The organism is Faecalibacterium sp., from assembly GCF_052358865.1.
Lineage (GTDB): Bacteria > Bacillota > Clostridia > Oscillospirales > Ruminococcaceae > Faecalibacterium > Faecalibacterium butyricigenerans.
Window position 1 is genome coordinate 93,709 of sequence record NZ_DAWCVJ010000001.1, and the last position, 17,988, is coordinate 111,696.

The 17,988-nt window shown below is 60.5% G+C and carries 16 protein-coding genes; 6 read left to right on the top strand and 10 right to left on the bottom strand.

Annotation, left to right across the window (positions count from 1 at the left end; translation table 11 throughout):
• Position 1: 1 nt before the first annotated feature.
• A complete protein-coding gene (locus ACT8X9_RS00400) occupies positions 2 to 1,885 on the top strand; it encodes a hypothetical protein (protein WP_444267747.1) in 1,884 nt (627 codons plus the stop codon).
• Between the two features lie 82 nt (positions 1,886 to 1,967).
• Here the strand turns inward: ACT8X9_RS00400 and ACT8X9_RS00405 are convergent, their stop codons facing one another.
• The 5 genes from ACT8X9_RS00405 to ACT8X9_RS00425 form a co-directional block, all read right to left on the bottom strand.
• The gene (locus ACT8X9_RS00405; protein ID WP_444267748.1) at positions 1,968 to 3,107 is read right to left on the bottom strand and encodes a mandelate racemase/muconate lactonizing enzyme family protein; all 1,140 of its coding nucleotides are present in this window, start codon (positions 3,105 to 3,107) and stop codon (positions 1,968 to 1,970) included.
• A 13-nt stretch (positions 3,108 to 3,120) separates the two neighbouring features.
• Positions 3,121 to 4,407, bottom strand: coding sequence for an SLC13 family permease (locus tag ACT8X9_RS00410; protein WP_444267749.1), 1,287 nt, complete (start codon positions 4,405 to 4,407; stop codon positions 3,121 to 3,123).
• Between the two features lie 307 nt (positions 4,408 to 4,714).
• Entirely contained in the window at positions 4,715 to 5,782 is a 1,068-nt protein-coding gene (locus tag ACT8X9_RS00415) for a helix-turn-helix domain-containing protein (protein WP_444267750.1), read from the bottom strand.
• 17 nt (positions 5,783 to 5,799) lie between these two features.
• Positions 5,800 to 6,981, bottom strand: a complete 1,182-nt coding sequence (rlmD, locus tag ACT8X9_RS00420; RefSeq protein WP_444267751.1) for a 23S rRNA (uracil(1939)-C(5))-methyltransferase RlmD — start codon at positions 6,979 to 6,981, stop codon at positions 5,800 to 5,802.
• An 83-nt stretch (positions 6,982 to 7,064) separates the two neighbouring features.
• Positions 7,065 to 7,487, bottom strand: a complete 423-nt coding sequence (locus ACT8X9_RS00425) for a BlaI/MecI/CopY family transcriptional regulator (RefSeq protein ID WP_227620615.1) — start codon at positions 7,485 to 7,487, stop codon at positions 7,065 to 7,067.
• Positions 7,488 to 7,811: 324 nt separating this feature from the next.
• Here ACT8X9_RS00425 and serC point away from each other — a divergent pair, with 324 nt between their 5' ends.
• The 3 genes from serC to ACT8X9_RS00440 all read left to right on the top strand — a co-directional run bounded on the left by serC (position 7,812) and on the right by ACT8X9_RS00440 (position 11,157).
• Positions 7,812 to 8,894 (top strand): 3-phosphoserine/phosphohydroxythreonine transaminase, encoded by a 1,083-nt coding sequence (serC, locus tag ACT8X9_RS00430; protein WP_249234177.1) that lies wholly within the window; start codon positions 7,812 to 7,814, stop codon positions 8,892 to 8,894.
• Positions 8,895 to 8,906: 12 nt separating this feature from the next.
• Positions 8,907 to 10,067: a phosphoglycerate dehydrogenase gene (locus tag ACT8X9_RS00435; protein ID WP_444267752.1), complete on the top strand. Its 1,161-nt coding sequence runs from the start codon at positions 8,907 to 8,909 to the stop codon at positions 10,065 to 10,067.
• Between the two features lie 154 nt (positions 10,068 to 10,221).
• Positions 10,222 to 11,157, top strand: coding sequence for a hypothetical protein (locus tag ACT8X9_RS00440; protein WP_444267753.1), 936 nt, complete (start codon positions 10,222 to 10,224; stop codon positions 11,155 to 11,157).
• Positions 11,158 to 11,209: 52 nt separating this feature from the next.
• Here the strand turns inward: ACT8X9_RS00440 and ACT8X9_RS00445 are convergent, their stop codons facing one another.
• The 5 genes from ACT8X9_RS00445 to ACT8X9_RS00465 all read right to left on the bottom strand — a co-directional run bounded on the left by ACT8X9_RS00445 (position 11,210) and on the right by ACT8X9_RS00465 (position 16,757).
• Positions 11,210 to 11,956: a J domain-containing protein gene (locus ACT8X9_RS00445; protein WP_227620611.1), complete on the bottom strand. Its 747-nt coding sequence runs from the start codon at positions 11,954 to 11,956 to the stop codon at positions 11,210 to 11,212.
• A gap of 131 nt (positions 11,957 to 12,087) precedes the next feature.
• Positions 12,088 to 12,924 carry a DUF5685 family protein gene (locus ACT8X9_RS00450; RefSeq protein ID WP_444267754.1) on the bottom strand — a complete coding sequence of 279 codons (837 nt, stop codon included), beginning with the start codon at positions 12,922 to 12,924 and terminating at the stop codon, positions 12,088 to 12,090.
• A gap of 3 nt (positions 12,925 to 12,927) precedes the next feature.
• Positions 12,928 to 13,323 (bottom strand): hypothetical protein, encoded by a 396-nt coding sequence (locus ACT8X9_RS00455; protein WP_227620609.1) that lies wholly within the window; start codon positions 13,321 to 13,323, stop codon positions 12,928 to 12,930.
• Positions 13,324 to 13,447: 124 nt separating this feature from the next.
• The gene (locus tag ACT8X9_RS00460; protein ID WP_444267755.1) at positions 13,448 to 15,844 is read right to left on the bottom strand and encodes a glycoside hydrolase family 2 TIM barrel-domain containing protein; all 2,397 of its coding nucleotides are present in this window, start codon (positions 15,842 to 15,844) and stop codon (positions 13,448 to 13,450) included.
• 292 nt (positions 15,845 to 16,136) lie between these two features.
• Positions 16,137 to 16,757, bottom strand: a complete 621-nt coding sequence (locus ACT8X9_RS00465) for a flavodoxin family protein (protein WP_412589143.1) — start codon at positions 16,755 to 16,757, stop codon at positions 16,137 to 16,139.
• A gap of 164 nt (positions 16,758 to 16,921) precedes the next feature.
• On the opposite strand from ACT8X9_RS00465, the gene rsmD reads away from it, so the two are divergent.
• Both rsmD and ACT8X9_RS00475 read left to right on the top strand, forming a co-directional pair.
• The gene (rsmD, locus tag ACT8X9_RS00470; protein ID WP_444267756.1) at positions 16,922 to 17,494 is read left to right on the top strand and encodes a 16S rRNA (guanine(966)-N(2))-methyltransferase RsmD; all 573 of its coding nucleotides are present in this window, start codon (positions 16,922 to 16,924) and stop codon (positions 17,492 to 17,494) included.
• A complete protein-coding gene (locus ACT8X9_RS00475) occupies positions 17,494 to 17,955 on the top strand; it encodes an ATPase (RefSeq protein ID WP_227620605.1) in 462 nt (153 codons plus the stop codon). The genes rsmD and ACT8X9_RS00475 overlap by 1 nt, the downstream gene beginning before the upstream one ends.
• The last annotated feature ends 33 nt before the right edge of the window (positions 17,956 to 17,988 follow it).

Below are 17,988 nucleotides of genomic sequence, written 5' to 3' on the forward strand. Positions count from 1 at the left end.
TATGAAAAAAACGCAGGATCTTCTGCGCCGCGCTGGCGCTGCGGCGCTTGCCCTGACCATGACGGTCGGCCTCTGTCGGCCCGCTTTTGCGGCGACGAAAGCCCCCTTCTCGAAGGATGAGACGGTCTATGCCGTCATGGCAGCGGACGGCTCGGTCCAGAAGACCACCGTCAGCGAGCACCTCTACGCTGCCGACGGCCTCGCCGGAGTGGAGGACAAGTCCACCCTGAAGAACATCGTGAACACCGAGAGCTTCGCCGAGTATACCCGGAACGGTGACACGCTGGTCTGGAACACCGACGACACCGACGTCTACTATAAGGGCGACACCGACCGGCCGCTCCCCATCTCCGCGAAAGTGACCTATACGCTGGACGGCAGGACCGCCCCTCTGAGCGAGCTTCTGGGCCAGAGCGGCCACCTTGTGCTCACCATCGACCTGACCAACAACGAGAAGGGGACGCTGACGGTGGACGGAAAAGAGCGCACCGTCGTCACCCCGCTGGTGACAGCGGTGGGCGTCGTGCTGGGCGGGGACGCCCGCAACGTCAACGCCGTGAACGGCCTGCTGGAAAGCGCGGCCAAGAGCAGCGTGGCGGCCTTCGTCGCCCTGCCGGGCGTGAAGGAGTCCCTCGACGGCCTTCTGCCCCAGCAGGTGGACGGTGTGACCCGGTACTTACAGGACAGCCTGACCGTGGAGGCCGATGTAGAAGAGCTGACAGCACCCCAGATCCTGCTGGCCTGTGCTGCCACCGCCGAGGCGCTGGGGCAGGGGGATGAGGTCTTTGACCTCGACAGCCTCAATGGCCTGACCGACGGCATCGCGGCTCTGAACGATGCCATGAGCCAGCTTCTGGACGGTGCTTCCCAGCTGAAGGCGGGCGCGGCCCAGCTTGCCGCTGGTTCGCTGGCCCTGCTGGATGGCGTGAATCAGCTGGACGGCGGTCTCGGCCAGTTGACGGAGGGGCTGGACACCCTGACCTCCAACAATGCCGCCCTGACCTCCGGCGCACAGCAGGTGGCCGACGGCGTGCTGGACTCCGCCAACCAGACCCTCATGGAAAATGGTCTCATCGACACCCCCATGACGTGGGATACTTACGAGGCCGTCATCGACGACATCCTCTCGCTGGGGGAGAAAACGCTGGCGGCAGGCCGCAAAAAGATGGTGCGCACCATCTGGGAGCAGGCTCCTCAGTTCAAGGCCAGCCAGTTGGACATCGCCCTCTACCTCGCGGCCACCAAGACGGGGCACGACCTCGAGGCTGCGCTGCGCCTGATGCAGAGCTTCTCCCCCGATTTCATCGTGGGCTGGCTCCAGAAGCTCACCGACAGCGACGCCCAGCAGAAGATCCACGATGAGCTGGTCTACCAGACCGCCAACAGTGAGGACATGGCCAGCGTCCGCGCCCTCAAGGAAAATCTGGGACAGATCCGGTTCTTCGTGTCCAGCGTCGGCCAGTACGCCGACGGCGTGGCCGCCGCTGCCGAGGGCGCACACGCCGCCAAGGAGGGCAGCGCCCGGCTGGCCGGCGGCGCATCCGCCCTGTATGAGGGTGTGCTCCAGCTCCAGAACGGCACCGACCAGCTCAACGGCGGCCTTGTGCAGTTCAACGCTGAGGGCATCTCCCGGCTCACCGGTGCACTGGACGCCGACCAGCTCCACGCTCTGCAGGCCGTGGTGGAAGAGATGACCAGCCGCCTTGCCGGTTACACCAGCTTTGCCGGTGCGCCCGAGGGGGCAGAGCAGAGGGTGAAGTTCATCTACAAGACCGCCGAGACGCCCGCCGAAACGGCCCCGGTGGAGACGGCAGCAGACAACGCCACGGAGGGCAATTTCTTTGTCCGCCTGTGGCACCGCCTGTTGGCACTGTTCGGGCTGTAAAAATCAGAATAACGTAAAAAACAAGCCCCCGGAGAGTGAAATCTCCGAGGGGCTTGTGCGTTATATGGTCAAAGCTTTTTGATTAGCGGTCTACGATGGAGCCGTCCTCGTGCTGTACAAACTTGCCGTATCTTCCTTTGAAGGGGAACACTGTGCCAATGTCGTCCAACAATTCGATGCCAAGACCCGGGCCGTCCGGGATTTGGATGTAGCCATTTTTGATGACAAACGGCTGCTTCATTTCTTTGTCCAGACGGCAGTGACCCTCGTCGTCCACCGGATATTCCTGAATCTCAAAGTTGGGGATGCAGGCATCCAGCTGCAAGCAGGCTGCGGTGGAAATCGGCCCAAGCGGGTTGTGCGGGATAATGTAGATGGATTTTGCCTCAGCCAGCGCAGCAATTTTTTTGCCAGCCGTGATGCCGCCTGCAACGCACATATCCGGGCGCACATAGCGCACATGGGAGGCAGTCATAAACTCGTCGAACTCCATCAGATTGATAAAGCGTTCGCCCGTGGCAACCGGTAAATCGATTTCCTCGGTCAGCTTGGTCATCGCCGCCATATTGTCGGGGATGGGGTCTTCGTAGAAGTAGGGGCGGTACGGTTTCAGAGCGTGTGCGCACTCGATGGCTTGAGCCGGAGTCAAGCCGCGGTGGCACTCAATGGCAATGTCCGTCTCCCAGCCCACAGCCTCGCGGATAGCGGCCATCTGACGCTCCATACGGTACACGACCTGCGAGAAGTTCTCGCCGCACCGACCGTTTTCGTCCTCGGGGTGGCCGATGGAGTACCGGATGGCAGTGTAGCCCTGATTTTTCAAATCCAGTGCCTTCTTAGCGAAGTCTTCGGGAGTCTTCGCTTTGAAGTTGACATAAATGCGTGCCTTGTCGCGCACTTTTCCGCCCAGAAGCTCATAGATGGGGGCGTTGTAATATTTGCCCTTCAAATCCCACAGAGCAATGTCGATGCCGGAAATCGCCGCCATGACCACGGAGCCGCGGAAATGCATACAGCGGGTCAGGCCATTGTTGATATATTCGATGTTCAGCGGGTCGAGGCCGATGAGGTGGTGCTCCATTGCGTGGATACACTCGGCGGTTGCTTCCTGATAGCACCATGCACCGCATTCGCCGTAGCCCACAAGTCCGGTGTCGGTATGAACTTTGACGAAAAGATAGCGCTGTCCTGCCAGAATTGTTTCGATATTTGTGATTTTCATAGAGTTGCTCCTATCAGAATGCCGGGAACACGGTCATGATGAAGAAGATATAGCCGACGCACAGCAGCACAGAAATCAGCCAGCCCTGCTTGAACAGAGACTTCTGGTCGTAACCGCCTGCGGCCATTGCCATAGGAATGGCGGGGGTAGCCATAGGAGTCAGAATGGCGGACATCGAGCCGGAGAAGCAGAGCAGGATGGGGCCGATGGGATTGGCGCCCAGAGCCTGACAGGTCATGATGGCAATGGGGATAAAGATGCCGTAAACTGCCTTGTTCAGCATGATTTGGGTGAACAGGAAGCTGACAATGAAGAAGGCTGCGCCCAGCAGATAGCCGTTCTGGGAGTTGGCCAGCAGGCCGGAAACGGCATTACCTACAATATCACCGGCACCAGTGTTGGTCAATGCGGTTGCCATTGCAAGGCAGCCCACATAGATGCAGGAAGTGGAAACAGGGATGGCTTTGATGGCTTCTTTCTCACTCAGAACGCCGCAGAGAACAGTCAGAAGCGCAGCGGTAAAGGTGATTTTCCAAGTGTCGATGCCGTGGAACTCGCGGGTGATGAGCAGCAGGATGGTGCCAAAGAAGATGACGACACCGGCAGTCTCGGAGAACTTGCTCAGGGGCTTTTTGTCTTCACGCTTCTGCGCTTTGACCTCGATGGGGATAATCGGCTGCTCGGGAGCATTCTTGTAGCCGTAAAAATAAGCCCACAGCAGCGTTAGAATTGCCAGGGGCAGACGGGCAATCATAAAGTCCATCGGAGTCAGAGCCACATCGGTGATGCCGTAGCCTTCCAGATAGCCGTTGAACATACCGGCGTCGGTGATTGCAGCGCTGAGGGGCAGTGCGCAGCAGCAGACGATGGATACGACGCACAGGGGATACATGGTTTTGGACGGGCTGACGCCGAAGGATTCGCTCATGGCAAAGCACATGGGGAAGACGATGGCATAAACGGTCAGCGGGCTGTTGAGGAAGTTGGTCAGAAGGAGTGCGATAATCAGATAACCGAGATAGGCTCGCTTGAAGGAGCCGCCGGAAATCTTCACGATTTTGTCAGAGAGCTTGTCAATAAACTGGGTACGGTTCAGGCCGGCGGCCACGACGAACATCGTGACAATTACGATGTTGTTGGTGTTGCTGAAACCGGCTAGAGCATCCTTGCCGCTGATGCATCCGGTGAACACCAGAACAATCAGAGTAGCCAGTGCAGTGATGCCCATAGGGAACTTGTTCCATGCAAAACAGAGCATGGAAAGCACGAATACGATGATACAGATGGTCAGTGTGCTCATAATTGCCTCCAATTTTTTCCGTTTAGAGCAGAGACCCCTGCTGGCGCCCGCCGGGGAGCTTGTTGCCGCAAAACGTATTTTATGGCATTATTTTACCGTATCTTCGTGCCTTTGTCTTTCCGCTTTTTTAGGCTTGTCCAAAAATAAACAAAGTTTTCATCATGCGGTCTTTGCAGAGCCGCTCACAGAAAAAAGCCATAAAATCACCCACCGAAATCTATGCTTGGGCAGAAAAAACAAGAATTATGCCACAAAATGAAACATTCTTGTGCTTTTTCCGCACCAAAGAAATCGGGTGGGGGATTTTTCAGATTTTGCGGTTCTGAATCTGCTTTGTGATTTTCTCGAGTTGCAATGCAATTTCGTCCAGAAGCTGTCTGTCCAGCTCAAGCGACCGCAAGGGAGGAAAGGCGTTTTCAGAGGTGGACATATCAACGGATTCCAGATGAAGATAACTTTTCAGCTTTTGCTCCACAAAGGAATTTTCCCGTTCCACATAGGCGTGAGAGCTTTCCGACCAGCGTGGAACGGTAATCTCGGTAAGGGAGCGGCGGTATTCGGAAGGTGTGCGCCCGAATACTTCTTTGAATTTGGTGTTGAACGCTTTGATGTCCTGAAAACCGCTGTCGGCAGCAATGTCCAGTATTTTTTTGTCGGTCTGCTGCAGGGCAAATATTGACTCCCTCAGACGCTTCCGGGTGACATAATCGTAAAAATTGACACCGACATTATCCCGGAACAGCTGAGACAGATAACTCGGGTTATAGCCCATCTGCTCGGCGAGGCTGTTCAGCGTGACTTTTTCCTGATAGTGCTTTTCAATGTATTGAATCATCTGCTGTACCAACAGCCTGCTTCGGCTGCTGCTGATGCCCGATTTGCCGGAAGCAGGCTGTCGGAACTGGCTTTGCAGCAGCTCCAAAAGCGGGTATAAGCCGCTTTGCATCTGAAGAAGATTTTTCTGTTCATCCGTGTCCATCGCAAGCAGCATTTTGGTCATGTACATTCGCAGCAGCCGGTATGGCAGCTGTGAGCGGGAGCTGCTGTCTGTGAGCAGCTGAAACCGTAATGCACGATAATTCGCATCATATGCTTCAAAGACCGTCGGCGAAAAACGAATCAGAAAGGCGAGACAGTCTGCACTGCGTGCCAGTGTTGCATGACCTTCGTTGGAATTAATCAGAATCATGTCGTCTTCTTCCAGCTGATAGACACAGCCTCCGGTGCAGATGTCCGCTCTGCCGCGCAGAATGACGAGAAGTTCGATTTCATCGTGCCAATTATAATGGAAGGTTCCGAGCGTATAAACGTATTCCCGCAGGAACAGTTTCTGTGCGTCGTCTCTGTATTGGAAGAAATACTTTGGCGTTTCCATCGTCGGCCAGCTCCTTTTTATTGTCTAGGCTGCTTTTTCTTCTCCGGTGTCATTCTGGACAATGCACAAACCACCTCACAATGGGCGCTGTGGGGGAACATATCCACCGGGGTAAAGCCCTCGGCGCGGTAGCCCTTCTGGGTCAGGAGGGCGAGGTCGCGGGCCATCGTCTCGGGGTTGCAGCTGACGTAGACGATCCGCTTCGGGGCCATGCGGGCCACGCTTTCGAGAAAAGCGGGCGTCGAGCCTTCCCGGGGCGGGTCCATGAAGACGACATCGGCCTTCTGGCCTGCGTCGGCGGCTTCCCGGATCCATGCCGTGGCGTCGGCGGCGAAGAAGCGGGCGTTTTTCACGCCGTTGTGCTTTGCGTTGCCGATGGCATCCCGGACGGCATCCCGGTTCAGCTCCACACCCACCACCTGACGGGCCTTGTCGGAGGCCGTCAGGCCGATGGTGCCGATGCCGCAGTAGGCGTCGAGGACGACCTCTCTGCCGGTGAGGCGGGCGGCGTCCACGGCCAGCCCGTAGAGCACGGCGGTCTGGATGGGGTTGACCTGATAGAAGCTGCGGGGGCTGAGGGCGTAGGTCTTGCCGCAGAGGGTGTCGAGGATGAAGCCCTTGCCGTAGAGGACTTTTTCGTCCTCGCCCAGAACGACGCTGGTGCGGCGGGGGTTGTAGTTCTGGACGACGGTGGTGACGGGGACGCCCCGCTTTTCGGCCTCAGCCAGCAGGGCCTTGACGAAGTTCTTTGCGCCGGGCAGGACGGGCTGGGCAGTGACCAGCACGACCATCACCTGACCGGTGGCGACGCCCCGGCGGAGCAGACAGTGGCGCAGCAGGCCGGTGCCCTTGTCCTCGTGGAAGGACTGGTAGCGGCAGGTGTTGGCGGCGGCGCGGACGGCCAGCATCACCTTGTCCAGCACCTCGTCCTGAAGCAGGCAGCTCTCCACCGGAAGCACCTTGTGGGTGCGGGCCGCGTAGATGCCGGAGGTGAGTTTTCCACCGGGGGCGGGTGCAAAGGTGGAGATCACTTTATTGCGGTAGTGATAGGGCGTCTCCATCCCCCGGATGGGGGCGACAGGGCCGTATTTGCCCAGCAGGGCGCGGACGGCGGATTCTTTCTTTTTGAGCTGTTCGGCGTATTCGGTGCTCAGCATCGGGCAGCCGCCACAGTTTTGGGTGCGCAGTTTGCAATCCATAAATAATATCCTCCAAAAAAGCCAGACCGGAAGGCCCGGTGCCTTACGGATGGCAGTACATTGGCTCGACCTTTGGGAGAGGGCTAACCGTAGGGGTCGTACAGATCGTATTCTTCCGCCTCTGCGTGCTTTTCGTTCAGCACGGCGATGGCCTGTTCCAGTTCGCTCTGGGAGCAGCCGCTCTCGCTCACCAGCGCCCGCACGGCCTGTGCGAGGTCGCCGCCAAAGACGGTGTCCAGACGCTGGCGCATGGTGAAGACGCCGTAGGCCCGGCGGGTGACGGTGGGGGAGTAGAGGTTGCGATTCTGCTCCTTGGTGCAGATGACCCAGCCTTTTTCTTCCAGCCGGTACAAAAAATTCAGCACGGTGGCAGCGGCCCAGCCTTTTGCGGCCAGACGCGCCCCGATGTCCCGCCGCGACGCAGGCGGCTTGCAGTCCCACAGGGCCAGAAGCACCTGCTCCTCTGCCGCCGAAAGGGGCTTCAATCGGTCCGGAATGCCATACATGGGGCGTTTCTCTCCTTTTCTAAGCAAAAACTTGATTTTACGTTTGTCTTAGATGCTGCCATTATAACAGAAATCGACGGAGAGAGCAAGGGCGGAAAATCCAGCATTCATGCGGGAATAGGGCATATATTTTACAGATGTCTCTGAAAACGTCCCTGTGGCAAAGACAATTGTGCGCTTCGTGCTGATGGCCCGGACTTTGGAGGCCGAACTTTGTGCAAAGCTGCTCTTGTTTTGCACCCCCTGAAACCATTATACTACGGACAAATCCAGAGCACAACGCCCGAAGGGGCCGTCAGGAAGAGGAAAAGGAGAGTGCGATCCATGGCACGAGTTTATAATTTCAGCGCAGGTCCCAGCATGTTACCCGAAAAGGTGCTCAAGCAGGCTCAGGCAGAGCTGCTCGAGTATGGCGACAGCGGCCAGAGCGTGATGGAGATGAGCCATCGCAGCAAGTGGTTCGACGCCATCATCACGGACACCGAAGCCACCCTGCGCCGGGTGATGAACATTCCGGATAATTATAAGGTCGGCTTCTTTCAGGGCGGCGCGACCCAGCAGTTCGCCATGGTGCCCCTGAACTTCATGACCACCGGCAAGGCCGACTACATCGTCACCGGCAACTTCTCCAATCTGGCCGCCAAGGAGGCCGCAAAGTTCGGCGAGGCAAAGATCGTCGCCTCCAGCAAGGACAGGAACTTCACCTATATTCCCGATGTGAACGCCATCGATTACGACAAGGACGCCAGCTACATCCACATCTGCCAGAACAACACCATCTTCGGCACCCAGTACGTCGAGCTGCCGCAGGTGGAGGGCGTGCCGCTGGTGGCCGATATGAGCTCCATGATCCTCTCCAAGCCCGTGGATGTGACGAAATACGGCTGCATCTACTTTGGCGTCCAGAAGAACGTCGCCCCCGCTGGCATGGCCATCGCTATCGTCCGGGACGACCTGCTGGGCCACGCGGCCGACACTGTGCCCACCATGATGAACTACACCACCCTGCTGGCCAAGGACAGCATGTACAACACCCCGCCCTGCTGGTGCATCTATATGACCGGTCTGGTGCTCAAGTATCTGGAGAATGACATCGGCGGCCTCGCCAAGATGCAGGAGATCAACGAAGCCAAGGCAAAGGTCCTCTACGATTACCTCGACGGTCAGGACTTCTTCAAGAACCCCGTCGAGCACCGTTACCGCAGCACCATGAATGTCACCTTCACCAGCCCGGACCCCGACCTCGACAAGAAGTTCTGCGCCGAGGCCGCAGACGCCGGCTTCGTCAACCTGAAGGGCCACCGCCTCGTGGGCGGTATGCGCGCCTCCATCTACAACGCAATGCCCGCCGAGGGCGTTGACAAGCTGGTGGACTTCATGGAGAAGTTCCGCAAGGATAATGCGTAAGGAGATAAACCAATGTTTACGATAAAAACCCTGAACGCCATCAGCCCGGTGGGTCTGACAAAGCTGAACAAGAACCTCTTCGACGTGTCGGTGGATGCTGACGCCCCGGACGGCATCCTCGTCCGCAGCGCTGACCTGCTGAACACCACCTTCAACGACGGCCTGCTGGCCATCGCCCGCGCCGGTGCAGGCGTCAACAACATCCCCCTCGACCGGTGCAGTGAGCAGGGCATCGTGGTCTTCAACACCCCCGGCGCCAACGCCAATGCCGTGGCCGAGCTGGTCATCGGAATGCTCATCGCAGGCAGCCGCAACGTGCCCGCCGCTGCCCAGTGGACGCAGGGCCTTGCCGGAGATCCCGCCATGGCAAAGAGTGTGGAGAAGGGCAAGAAGCAGTTCGTGGGCAACGAGATCAAGGGCAAGACCCTCGGCGTCATCGGTCTGGGTGCCATCGGCTCCCGCGTCGCCAACTGTGCCATCGAGCTGGGCATGGAGGTCTACGGCTACGACCCCTACATCTCCATCGATGCTGCGTGGAATCTGAGCAGTCAGGTCCACCACTGCGTCAATCTGAACGATATGCTGCCTCTCTGCGACTACATCACCATCCATGTGCCCTATCTGCCCACCACCAAGGACACCATCAACGCCCAGACACTGTCCCTCTGCAAAGACGGTGTCAAGCTGCTGAACTATGCCCGCGGCGAGCTGGTCAACACCGACGCCCTGCTGGAGGCCCTCGACACCGGCAAGGTATCCGGCTACATGACCGACTTCCCCTCCGAGGCCCTGCTGGGCCGTCCGGGCGTCATCTGCACGCCCCATCTGGGCGCGTCCACCCCGGAAGCGGAGGACAACTGCGCCGTCATGGCCGCGCAGGAGATCAGCGACTACCTCAAGAACGGCAATATCACCCACTCGGTGAATATGCCCGAGGTGCACCAGCCCCGCGCCGGAGGCAAGCGCATCTGCATCATCCACAAGAATGAGCCGGGCATGATCAGCCAGATCACTGCCCTGACCACCGAGGCGGGCCTGAACATCGAGAACATGGTCAACAAGAGCAAGAAGAACATGGCCTACACCATGCTGGACGCCACCGGCGCAGTGGACGCCACGCTGGCTGCAAAGCTCTCGGCGATCCCCGCCGTTATCCGGGTGCGCATCCTGTAAGAGAACGGAGAAGGGCCGCTGCCATCCAGAGCAGCGGCCCTTTTGCTTGAATCCCGTTATTGACCCTGACAGGGATTTGCGGTAAAATTATTCTAGCTGGGTCATGGGCATCTGCCCGCCCGGCGAAGATGATGAATACAGGAGGTTTGTCCATATGAAGGCCAAAAGAATGCTCTCGCTGCTCCTGACAGCAGCCCTCATGCTGAGCATGATGACTCCGGCGTTTGCCGCAGCGGCCCAGACCGAGCTGCCCCTCGCTTCGCAGACTCAGATGGAGGAGACCAACGAGGCCGTCTCCATCCGCCTGCAGGCCACCGGCAAGCTGGTCTATGGCTCCCCGTTCGAGCTGTCGGTGGTCACCCGCCCGGCAGACGTACAGTATATCGGCGTGGTGCTGGGCGTCAAGGGCGAAGCCAAAGGCTACGTCACCCTCGTGCTCTCCGATAAGCTCCGCACCCTGCTCAAGATGATACCCCTGCCCCGCAAGATGTCCAAGACCCCCGATCAGGTGGAGGAGTTCAACGTCTATGCCTATGTCAAACAGCTCATCGACGGAAACGACGTCAGCGTGCTTCTGAGCGTGGCCGATGAGGTCGTCAAGGTGATGGATGCCCTGAAATTCTATATCCCCACCCTGAAGGATATGTCGCTGGGCCTTAAGCTCTCGCTGGAAATGATCCGACGCTACCTGCCTGAGGGCGTGTTCAGCCGCATCTATCTGGATGAACAGCCGGTGGATTCGGGCCGGTACATCGCGGGTGCTGTGGCGCTGCAGTCCGGCGACCTGAACACCGCCGGTGTGGCCATGTTCCGGATCAAGCCCAAGACGGAGGGCGTCCGCCTCTACTGGGCCGAGGAGCTGCCCGCTGTGACGCTGGCCGAGGCCGAAGCCCACAACACCGGCGCTCTGCTGGAGTCGGACGGCGTGGTGGCCAATGACGCGAAGGTCACTTACACCTATAAGAAGAAGGGCCTGCTCAGCAGCAAGTCCACCGAGTTCCCCACCGAGCCGGGCACCTACACCCAGACCGCTCAGGCCACGGGCAACTACTCCTGCGAGAAGATCACCCGCACCATCGTGATCTATTAACGTCAACAGAAAAACCTCCCGTACGCCAGTACGGGAGGTTTTTCTGTCTTGCTTACATCCGGAACCGCCAGCCCCAGCCGCCTCCGCAGCAGCAGTTGCACAGCAGGTTGAGCAGGATCATGCTCCAGCACCAGCGCATCAGCCCGCCGGGCTGGGCGTAGGTGGTCTGGGTGCGGTAGGTCTGGCCGGGGTTCTGCATCCGGCGCAGGTGCATCTGGTATTCGGTGTTATTGGGGTCCAGCTGGACGGCGCGGCGGGCGTCCTGCAGCGCGTCGATGCTGTTGCCGAGGCCCTGATTGGCCAGCGAGGAGAGGTAGTACCACCGCGCCGAGCGGCTGTTCATGCCATCCAGCACCCGGCGGGCCTCCGCATAGCGGCCATTCGAAACAAAGTTGCGGGCCGCCTGCATCTCGGGGCTGTCCGAGCCGGAATAGCTGGCCCCGCTCTGCTGCTGATAGCCGCCGAAGCCGAACCCAAAGCCAAAGGGGTCGAACCCGAAGTCGAAATCGCCCTGCTGCCAGCCGTTTGAGCCGTAGCCCTGCTGGTAGCCACTGTACCCCTGCTGGTAGCCGCCGTAGCTTTGCTGGCCATAGCCGGACGGGCCGCCCATCTGAGGCCCGGTCTCGCCCTTGGTGATGGCGTCATAAGCCGCCTGCACCTCCTTGAAGTGCTCCTCTGCGGTGGGGTCGTTGGGGTTCAGGTCAGGGTGCCAGCGCTTGCACTTGGCCCGATAGGCTTTCTTTATCTCGTCGTCGGTCGCGCCGCGCTGGATGCCCAGCACCTCATAGGGATCTCTCATGGGTCTACTTCCTCACGTCTCTCTCAGGCCTTGCGCGGCCCTTTCGTTCCATACAGTATTACAGTCTACAGGACAGCGCCTGTAAAATCAAGCGCAAATCAAAAGAATATCCGCCTTTTGGGCGGAATCGTTTATTTTTTTCCGGCTTCCTTGGCCTGTTTGCAGTTGTATTTGAGCCATACACCGGAGTACAGGATGTTCCGCAGCAGGTCGGCATCCTCCACACAGGGCAGACGCTCGAAGCTTCTGGCGCACCGGGCCAGAAGCAGCTCGAAGATGTCCCGCATCTCCTCCTCATAGTCGGGCTGGCGGCTGAGGGAGCGCAGCGGGTTGTACGCGCCTTTTTTCTCGTCCCGGGCGAGGTCGTCGTAGGCATCCAGCAGGTAGATGAACTTGCCCAGATGGAAGCCGATGCTTCGCAGCTCGGGGGACCAGTGATCCTGCCGATAGTCGAACAGCTCGGCCATCAACTCCCCGAAGCAGCCAGACACCGCATCGAGGTCTTCGCTGCCCTCGGCTTCCAGCCGGGCCAGACGGTCGAGGCAGGAGCGGATGGCGGCGCACTGGCGGGGCCAGCGCTTGGCGGCCTCCTGCGTGGGGGCGTCCAGCAGCTTCTCGAAGCCGAGGCCGAGGAGGCTGCGGTCGTCGTTCCACTTGTCGGCGGCGTTGTAATAGTGGAGGGCCACGCTCAGATCGGCGCAGTAGTCGGTGGGGCCGCTGTGCCGCCAGCTCACCTTCCGGATGGGGTGGATGGGGCAGTGGCTGCTGCCGGTGATGCACGCGCTCTCGCCCTCATAGAGGCTGGAGAGCAGCAGGTTCAGGAAGGTCAGGTCATAGCTCAGGGTCAGACGGCCCCGCAGCCCGTGGAGCGCGCCGATACGGCGGCAAAGCCCGCAGTAGGCCGTGCGGTAGCGGGCCTTGGCCGCATCGTCCAGTGCGGCCTGATCGGGGATGACGTATCCAAACATGGCTCAGCTCTTCTTGATGAACTGGGTGCCGCAGCGGGGGCAGGAGATCTGGATGCGGCCCCGGCCCCGGGGCACCCGCAGCTTCTGGCGGCACTGGGGGCAGCGGTAGTAGTGGTAGAGCTTGCGGTTGTTCCACTGGTCGCGCAGGCTGCTGAATTTGCTGCGGATGCGGTCCTTCACGGCGTAGTATCGATAGTTCTCCTCGGTGCGCTTGGAGATGTTGCGGCTGAACATCCGGTAGTAGCAGAAGCCCAGCAGCACCACGCCGACATACAGCAGCAGAGGAAGCCGGGTGAGGATATAGGCCAGCACCAGCACAAGGGATGCGATGTTCAAAAACTGGTTCAGGCCGTCGGTGCCGTAGCGGCCGATCATGAACTGGCGGATCTTTTCTTTCATAAACGTCCTTCCTCATAAAAGAGGGGCGGGTGCGCCGCCCCTCGGTATTTTTCTGCTCTCAGGATACCATGCAACCATGAGAAAATTTTGAACAGAGTGCAAACCTATCGTAAAGAGACGAGATTTAACCCCTCTCCTCCTCCCGGCAGCGGATGGTAAGGGAGGCTTCGGTGTCCAGCGCACCTTCCATCCGGCAGCGCAGCCGGGCCGGGCCGGCCTCGCCGGTGGTGGCAAGATAGGTGCCTGCCATGCCGCCCCGCAGAGGCACGACGCTGGGGCCGAGGATGCGCAGCGGCCCCTCCACGCTCAACTGGACGGCCTCGCCGCAGTAGGGCAGGAGGTTGCCGTTCTGGTCGATGGCCCGGAGGCTGACGGCGGCGCAGTCCCATGTGGGGCCGTCGGTGAGGATGGGGTTGTGGACGGTGCATTCCAGACGGACGCTCTGCACCGGCTCCTTCACGACGGTGCGGACGGCCCGGCCATGCCACACCGCCTCGAAGCGGTAGACGGCGGAGGGGCTGCCCAGCACACCGATATATTTGTAGTAGAGTTGCAGCAGCTCGTTCCAGCTCAGACGCAGCGAGTACATCCGCGCCCGGGACAGGGGCGAAAGCTCCATGGCGTCCCGGCGCATCTCGTTGAGGATAGCGGCTACCTGCGGCGCGGCGGCCCGGTCGAGGCCCTCATACTTTTCCAGCAGCAGGCCCACGAAGTCGTGGATCTCGATGGGCGGGTGAGGCAGAGCCGCGAAACGGCCCCGGCGGTCGGGTGCGAACTCGGCCACGAAGTCGTTGTCCCGGTAGAACCGCAGACTGTCGGCGTTGGTGAAGGCCCAGCACGCCCCCGCAAAGCCGCCCGGATGGTCGCCCGGCGCCATGGTGGACGAGACCTCCAGCACGATGTCAGAGGGGGAGCGGGGGAGCTTCTGGCTGGCGTAGACGGCGGCAGAGAGCTTGGGGTTGCGGAACAGGTCCATCACGCCCTGATAGCTGATGCGGTCGCCGCTGCCGAACTCCCGATGGGTGTTGTAGTCGGTCATGCACCAGCCGAAGCTGCCGGCCACCCCCTGCTGGGCGATGGTGTCGTTGAGGACAGCGGCATAGCGCAGCGCCTGTGCCAGACGGTGCGGCTCGTCGTCGAAGGGCTTGGCCGGGAACTGTGCTCCCTCGAACTCGCTGATGAGGTAGCCTTTCCGGGGGTCGGGGGTGACGGCAGTGCGGGCCTCGCAGCCGACGCCCCGGCCCCGGTAGGAGTAGTCGGTGTAGGCGTAGACGTCCTCCAGAAGCTGGCTGCGGCGGGTGTTGCGGGTGCCCGCCGTGGGGCGGGTGGGGTCGAGACGGTGAACCGTCTCGTTGGTGCGCTTATAGAAGCTCTCGTCGTCGGCGCTGCCGCAGACCCGGACGCCCCAGAGGAAGATGCTGGGATGGCTGCGGCACTGGCAGACCATCTCGCGGCAGTTCTGCAGCGCCTGCGCTTTCCAGATGTCGTCGCCCACATACTGCCAGCCGGGCATCTCCACAAAGACCAGCAGACCCAGCTCGTCGCAGGCGTCGAGGAAGGCGGGGCTGGGGGGCATCGTGAGCCGGACGGCGTTGCAGCCCAGCTGCTTTTTCAACAGCTGGGCGTCCAGACGCTGGATGCTGTCAGGCATGGCATAGCCCTGATAGGCGTAGCTCTGGGGGCGGTTGAGGCCCCGCAGCTCCACCCGCTGGCCGTTGAGATAAAGCCCCCCGGCCACGAACTGTAAGGTGCGGAACCCGAAGCGGCAGCTCTTTTCGTCCAGCACCCGGTCGGGCAGGCCGCCGGTGCCGGGCCGGATGAGCCGGACGGTGAGGGTGTAGAGGGTGGGGTGTTCGATGCTCCACGGATGGACGCTGTTCAGCGCGCCGGTGATGGGCAGCGAAAGCTCACCGGTATAAAAAGCCCGGCTGCCCGAGGGGCTGCGGATCTCAGCCTGCAGCGTGCAGCCCACCGTCTCGCCCACGGTGGCGGTGTAGATGCGGAAACCGCCCTCGGCCTTCGTCTCGATGAAGATGTCCCGCAGGTAGGCAGTCTCCTTGACGTCAAGACAGACGGCGCGGCAGATGCCGCCGTAGGTGAGAAAATCCATCTGCCCGCCGAAGGGCGGGATGTTCAGGTCCTCGCGGCTGTCGCAGCGGACGGCCACCACGTTTTTCTGGCCCAGATGGAGGGCGCTGGTCAGGTCTACCGTAAAGGCGGTGTAGCCGCAGCTGTGGTGGAACACCCGCCGCCCGTTGCAGAACACCGTGGCGTCGTGGGCCACGGCCCCGAAGGTGAGCAGGACGGTGCGGCCCTCCCACTCTCTGGGCGCAAAAAACTCCCGCCGGTAGCCCGAGAGCTTCTGGTAGTCGTTCTCATTGCAGTAATTGTAGGGCAGGGTCTTGACCGTGTGGGGCAGGCGCACCTCTTCCAGCTCCAGCTCCGGGGACTCCGGCCGCACGATGGCGGGGTCGAAGACCGGGGTGAACTGCCAGCCGTCATTCCAATCGTAGTGTTCCATCACAAATGCTCTCCGTGGCAAAGAATACTTTTGCTCTTATGCTACCACAAAGTTATGAACGAAAAAAGAATCCGGGCCGGTTTTTATCGGTTTTGGAATAAAAATTCAAAAAAGAAGGGGGCGCTCCCCCGGCGGGAAAGCAGCCCCTTGGAGAAAACCTCTCCGTCACGCCTACGGCGTGCCACCTCCCCTAAAGAGGGGAGGCCTTGGCATTTCGCAAAGCTTTTCCTCTTCGCCAGAGGCTCCCCTCGGTAGGGGAGCTGGCAAAGCCGTCAGGCTTTGACTGAGAGGTTTATCGGATAAAATTCGTCATCGGGCGGCGGGGGTTCTCCGGGTGGTCGATGCCGGCGGCCCGGCCCGCCTCGATGCACCGGAGCAGCCATGCCATGTTGCGGCCCAGTTCCTGCATCACGGCGCAGCCCTCGGCGTCCTGCAGCACCTGCTCCGGGTTCGAGCCGTGGACCATCGGCCAGTAGGAGCCGCTCACCAGCGGCATATGGAAGAACTCGGGGTACTTTACCAGCTGGTCGAGGGTGGTCGTCGTACCGGCGCGGCGGGCCGAGCAGCAGATGGCGGCGGGCTTGTAGGCCAGATATTTGCCGCCTGCGTAGGCGAGGCGGTCCATGAAGCTGGTCATGTTGCCGGAGGCAGAAGCATAGTGCACCGGCGTGCCGAAGACGAAGGCGTCGGCGGTCTTGGCCTTCTCGATGGCCTCGTTGACCACGCCGCCGAAGACGCAGCCCTTGCCGGCGGCACAGCCGCCGCAGCCGATGCAGCCGCCCACGGGCTTGGTGCCGACGTTCAGGATCTCCGTCTCGATGCCGGCAGAGTTCAGCTCTCCGGCGATGAGGGTCAGTGCGGTATAGGTGCAGCCCTTTTCGTGGGGGCTGCCGTTGATGAGCAGGACTTTCATGATGTATACTCTCCTTCTTGCGCCCGAAAAAGCGGCGTTCTGGGATAATTTTAGCACATTCAGGCCCGGAACGCAACGAATCTTGGCGCTGCCCTTGACAAAGAGCGGCGGTATGACGATAATATGAAGTTACGATAACAGGAAAGACCAAAGGAGGCCAAAACATGCGAGTCATTGCAGGAGAAGCCCGCGGCAGACGGCTGGAAGCGCTGCCCGGCACGGATATTACCCGCCCCACCCTCGATCAGGTGAAGGAGGCGATGTTCAGCATCGTCCAGTTCGACCTGCCCGGTGCCCGTGTGCTGGACCTGTACGCAGGCAGCGGCCAGCTGGGCATCGAGGCGCTGAGCCGGGGCGCTGCCCGGTGTGTATTTCTGGATGAGAACCGCGAGGCCGTCGGCATCGTGATGAAGAACTGCAAGAGCTGCGGCGTCTTTGACCGCAGCCGGGTCAACATCGGCGAGGCAGCGCGCTTCCTCTCTGCCTGCCGGGAGCAGTTCGATCTGGTGCTGCTGGACCCGCCCTTCCACGGCGGCACGCTGGAAAACATCCTCCCCCTCGTGGACAAGTGCGTCGCCCCCGGCGGCATCGTCATCTGCGAGAGCGAAACGAAGCTTGTCCTTCCCGCTGAGGTGGGCGGCTTGCAGCTGAAAAAGCAGTACAAGTACGGCAAGGTCCTGCTCTGGAAATATGGCAAGCCGGCGGCAGACGCCGCCGAGGAAGAAGGAGAAGCCTGATGAACGTCAACGAGCTTTTGGATACCATTGAGGATCTGCTGGAAGAGAGCACGGGGATGCCCCTCTCGGGCGGCAAGCGCATCGTGGATGTGGAGCAGATCCGGGATTATCTCGACGACATCCGCGCGAACCTGCCGGTGGAGCTGCGGCAGGCCCAGTCCATCGTCAGCGACCGTGCCCAGCTCATCGAGTCGGCCAACGCACAGGCGCAGGCCATCGTGAAGAAGGCCGAAGAGCGTGCCCGCATCCTTGTGAGCGAGGCCGAGATCGTCCGCGCCGCCCAGCAGCGTGCGTCGGAGATCGTCTCCGCCGCCCAGACCGAGGCCCGCACCGTCCGCCAGACCGTGACGGATTACTGCGACAATATGCTGAAAACCACCGAGGAGACCATGGCCGAGAACGCCGCACAGGTGAAAAATGTCCGTGCGAACCTGCGCCAGACGCCCCGCCGCGGCGCATAAGAGGGCTTCCAAGTCCCTGCGAGTCAAAGTGAC

Bases quoted from the DNA above. Each gene is read 5' to 3' on its own strand.
- ACT8X9_RS00400 (WP_444267747.1), top strand. From the start codon at position 2: ATGAAAAAAACGCAGGATCTTCTGCGCCGCGCTGGCGCTGCGGCGCTT.
- ACT8X9_RS00405 (WP_444267748.1), bottom strand. From the start codon at position 3,107: ATGAAAATCACAAATATCGAAACAATTCTGGCAGGACAGCGCTATCTT.
- ACT8X9_RS00410 (WP_444267749.1), bottom strand. From the start codon at position 4,407: ATGAGCACACTGACCATCTGTATCATCGTATTCGTGCTTTCCATGCTC.
- ACT8X9_RS00415 (WP_444267750.1), bottom strand. From the start codon at position 5,782: ATGGAAACGCCAAAGTATTTCTTCCAATACAGAGACGACGCACAGAAA.
- rlmD (WP_444267751.1), bottom strand. From the start codon at position 6,981: ATGGATTGCAAACTGCGCACCCAAAACTGTGGCGGCTGCCCGATGCTG.
- ACT8X9_RS00425 (WP_227620615.1), bottom strand. From the start codon at position 7,487: ATGTATGGCATTCCGGACCGATTGAAGCCCCTTTCGGCGGCAGAGGAG.
- serC (WP_249234177.1), top strand. From the start codon at position 7,812: ATGGCACGAGTTTATAATTTCAGCGCAGGTCCCAGCATGTTACCCGAA.
- ACT8X9_RS00435 (WP_444267752.1), top strand. From the start codon at position 8,907: ATGTTTACGATAAAAACCCTGAACGCCATCAGCCCGGTGGGTCTGACA.
- ACT8X9_RS00440 (WP_444267753.1), top strand. From the start codon at position 10,222: ATGAAGGCCAAAAGAATGCTCTCGCTGCTCCTGACAGCAGCCCTCATG.
- ACT8X9_RS00445 (WP_227620611.1), bottom strand. From the start codon at position 11,956: ATGAGAGATCCCTATGAGGTGCTGGGCATCCAGCGCGGCGCGACCGAC.
- ACT8X9_RS00450 (WP_444267754.1), bottom strand. From the start codon at position 12,924: ATGTTTGGATACGTCATCCCCGATCAGGCCGCACTGGACGATGCGGCC.
- ACT8X9_RS00455 (WP_227620609.1), bottom strand. From the start codon at position 13,323: ATGAAAGAAAAGATCCGCCAGTTCATGATCGGCCGCTACGGCACCGAC.
- ACT8X9_RS00460 (WP_444267755.1), bottom strand. From the start codon at position 15,844: ATGGAACACTACGATTGGAATGACGGCTGGCAGTTCACCCCGGTCTTC.
- ACT8X9_RS00465 (WP_412589143.1), bottom strand. From the start codon at position 16,757: ATGAAAGTCCTGCTCATCAACGGCAGCCCCCACGAAAAGGGCTGCACC.
- rsmD (WP_444267756.1), top strand. From the start codon at position 16,922: ATGCGAGTCATTGCAGGAGAAGCCCGCGGCAGACGGCTGGAAGCGCTG.
- ACT8X9_RS00475 (WP_227620605.1), top strand. From the start codon at position 17,494: ATGAACGTCAACGAGCTTTTGGATACCATTGAGGATCTGCTGGAAGAG.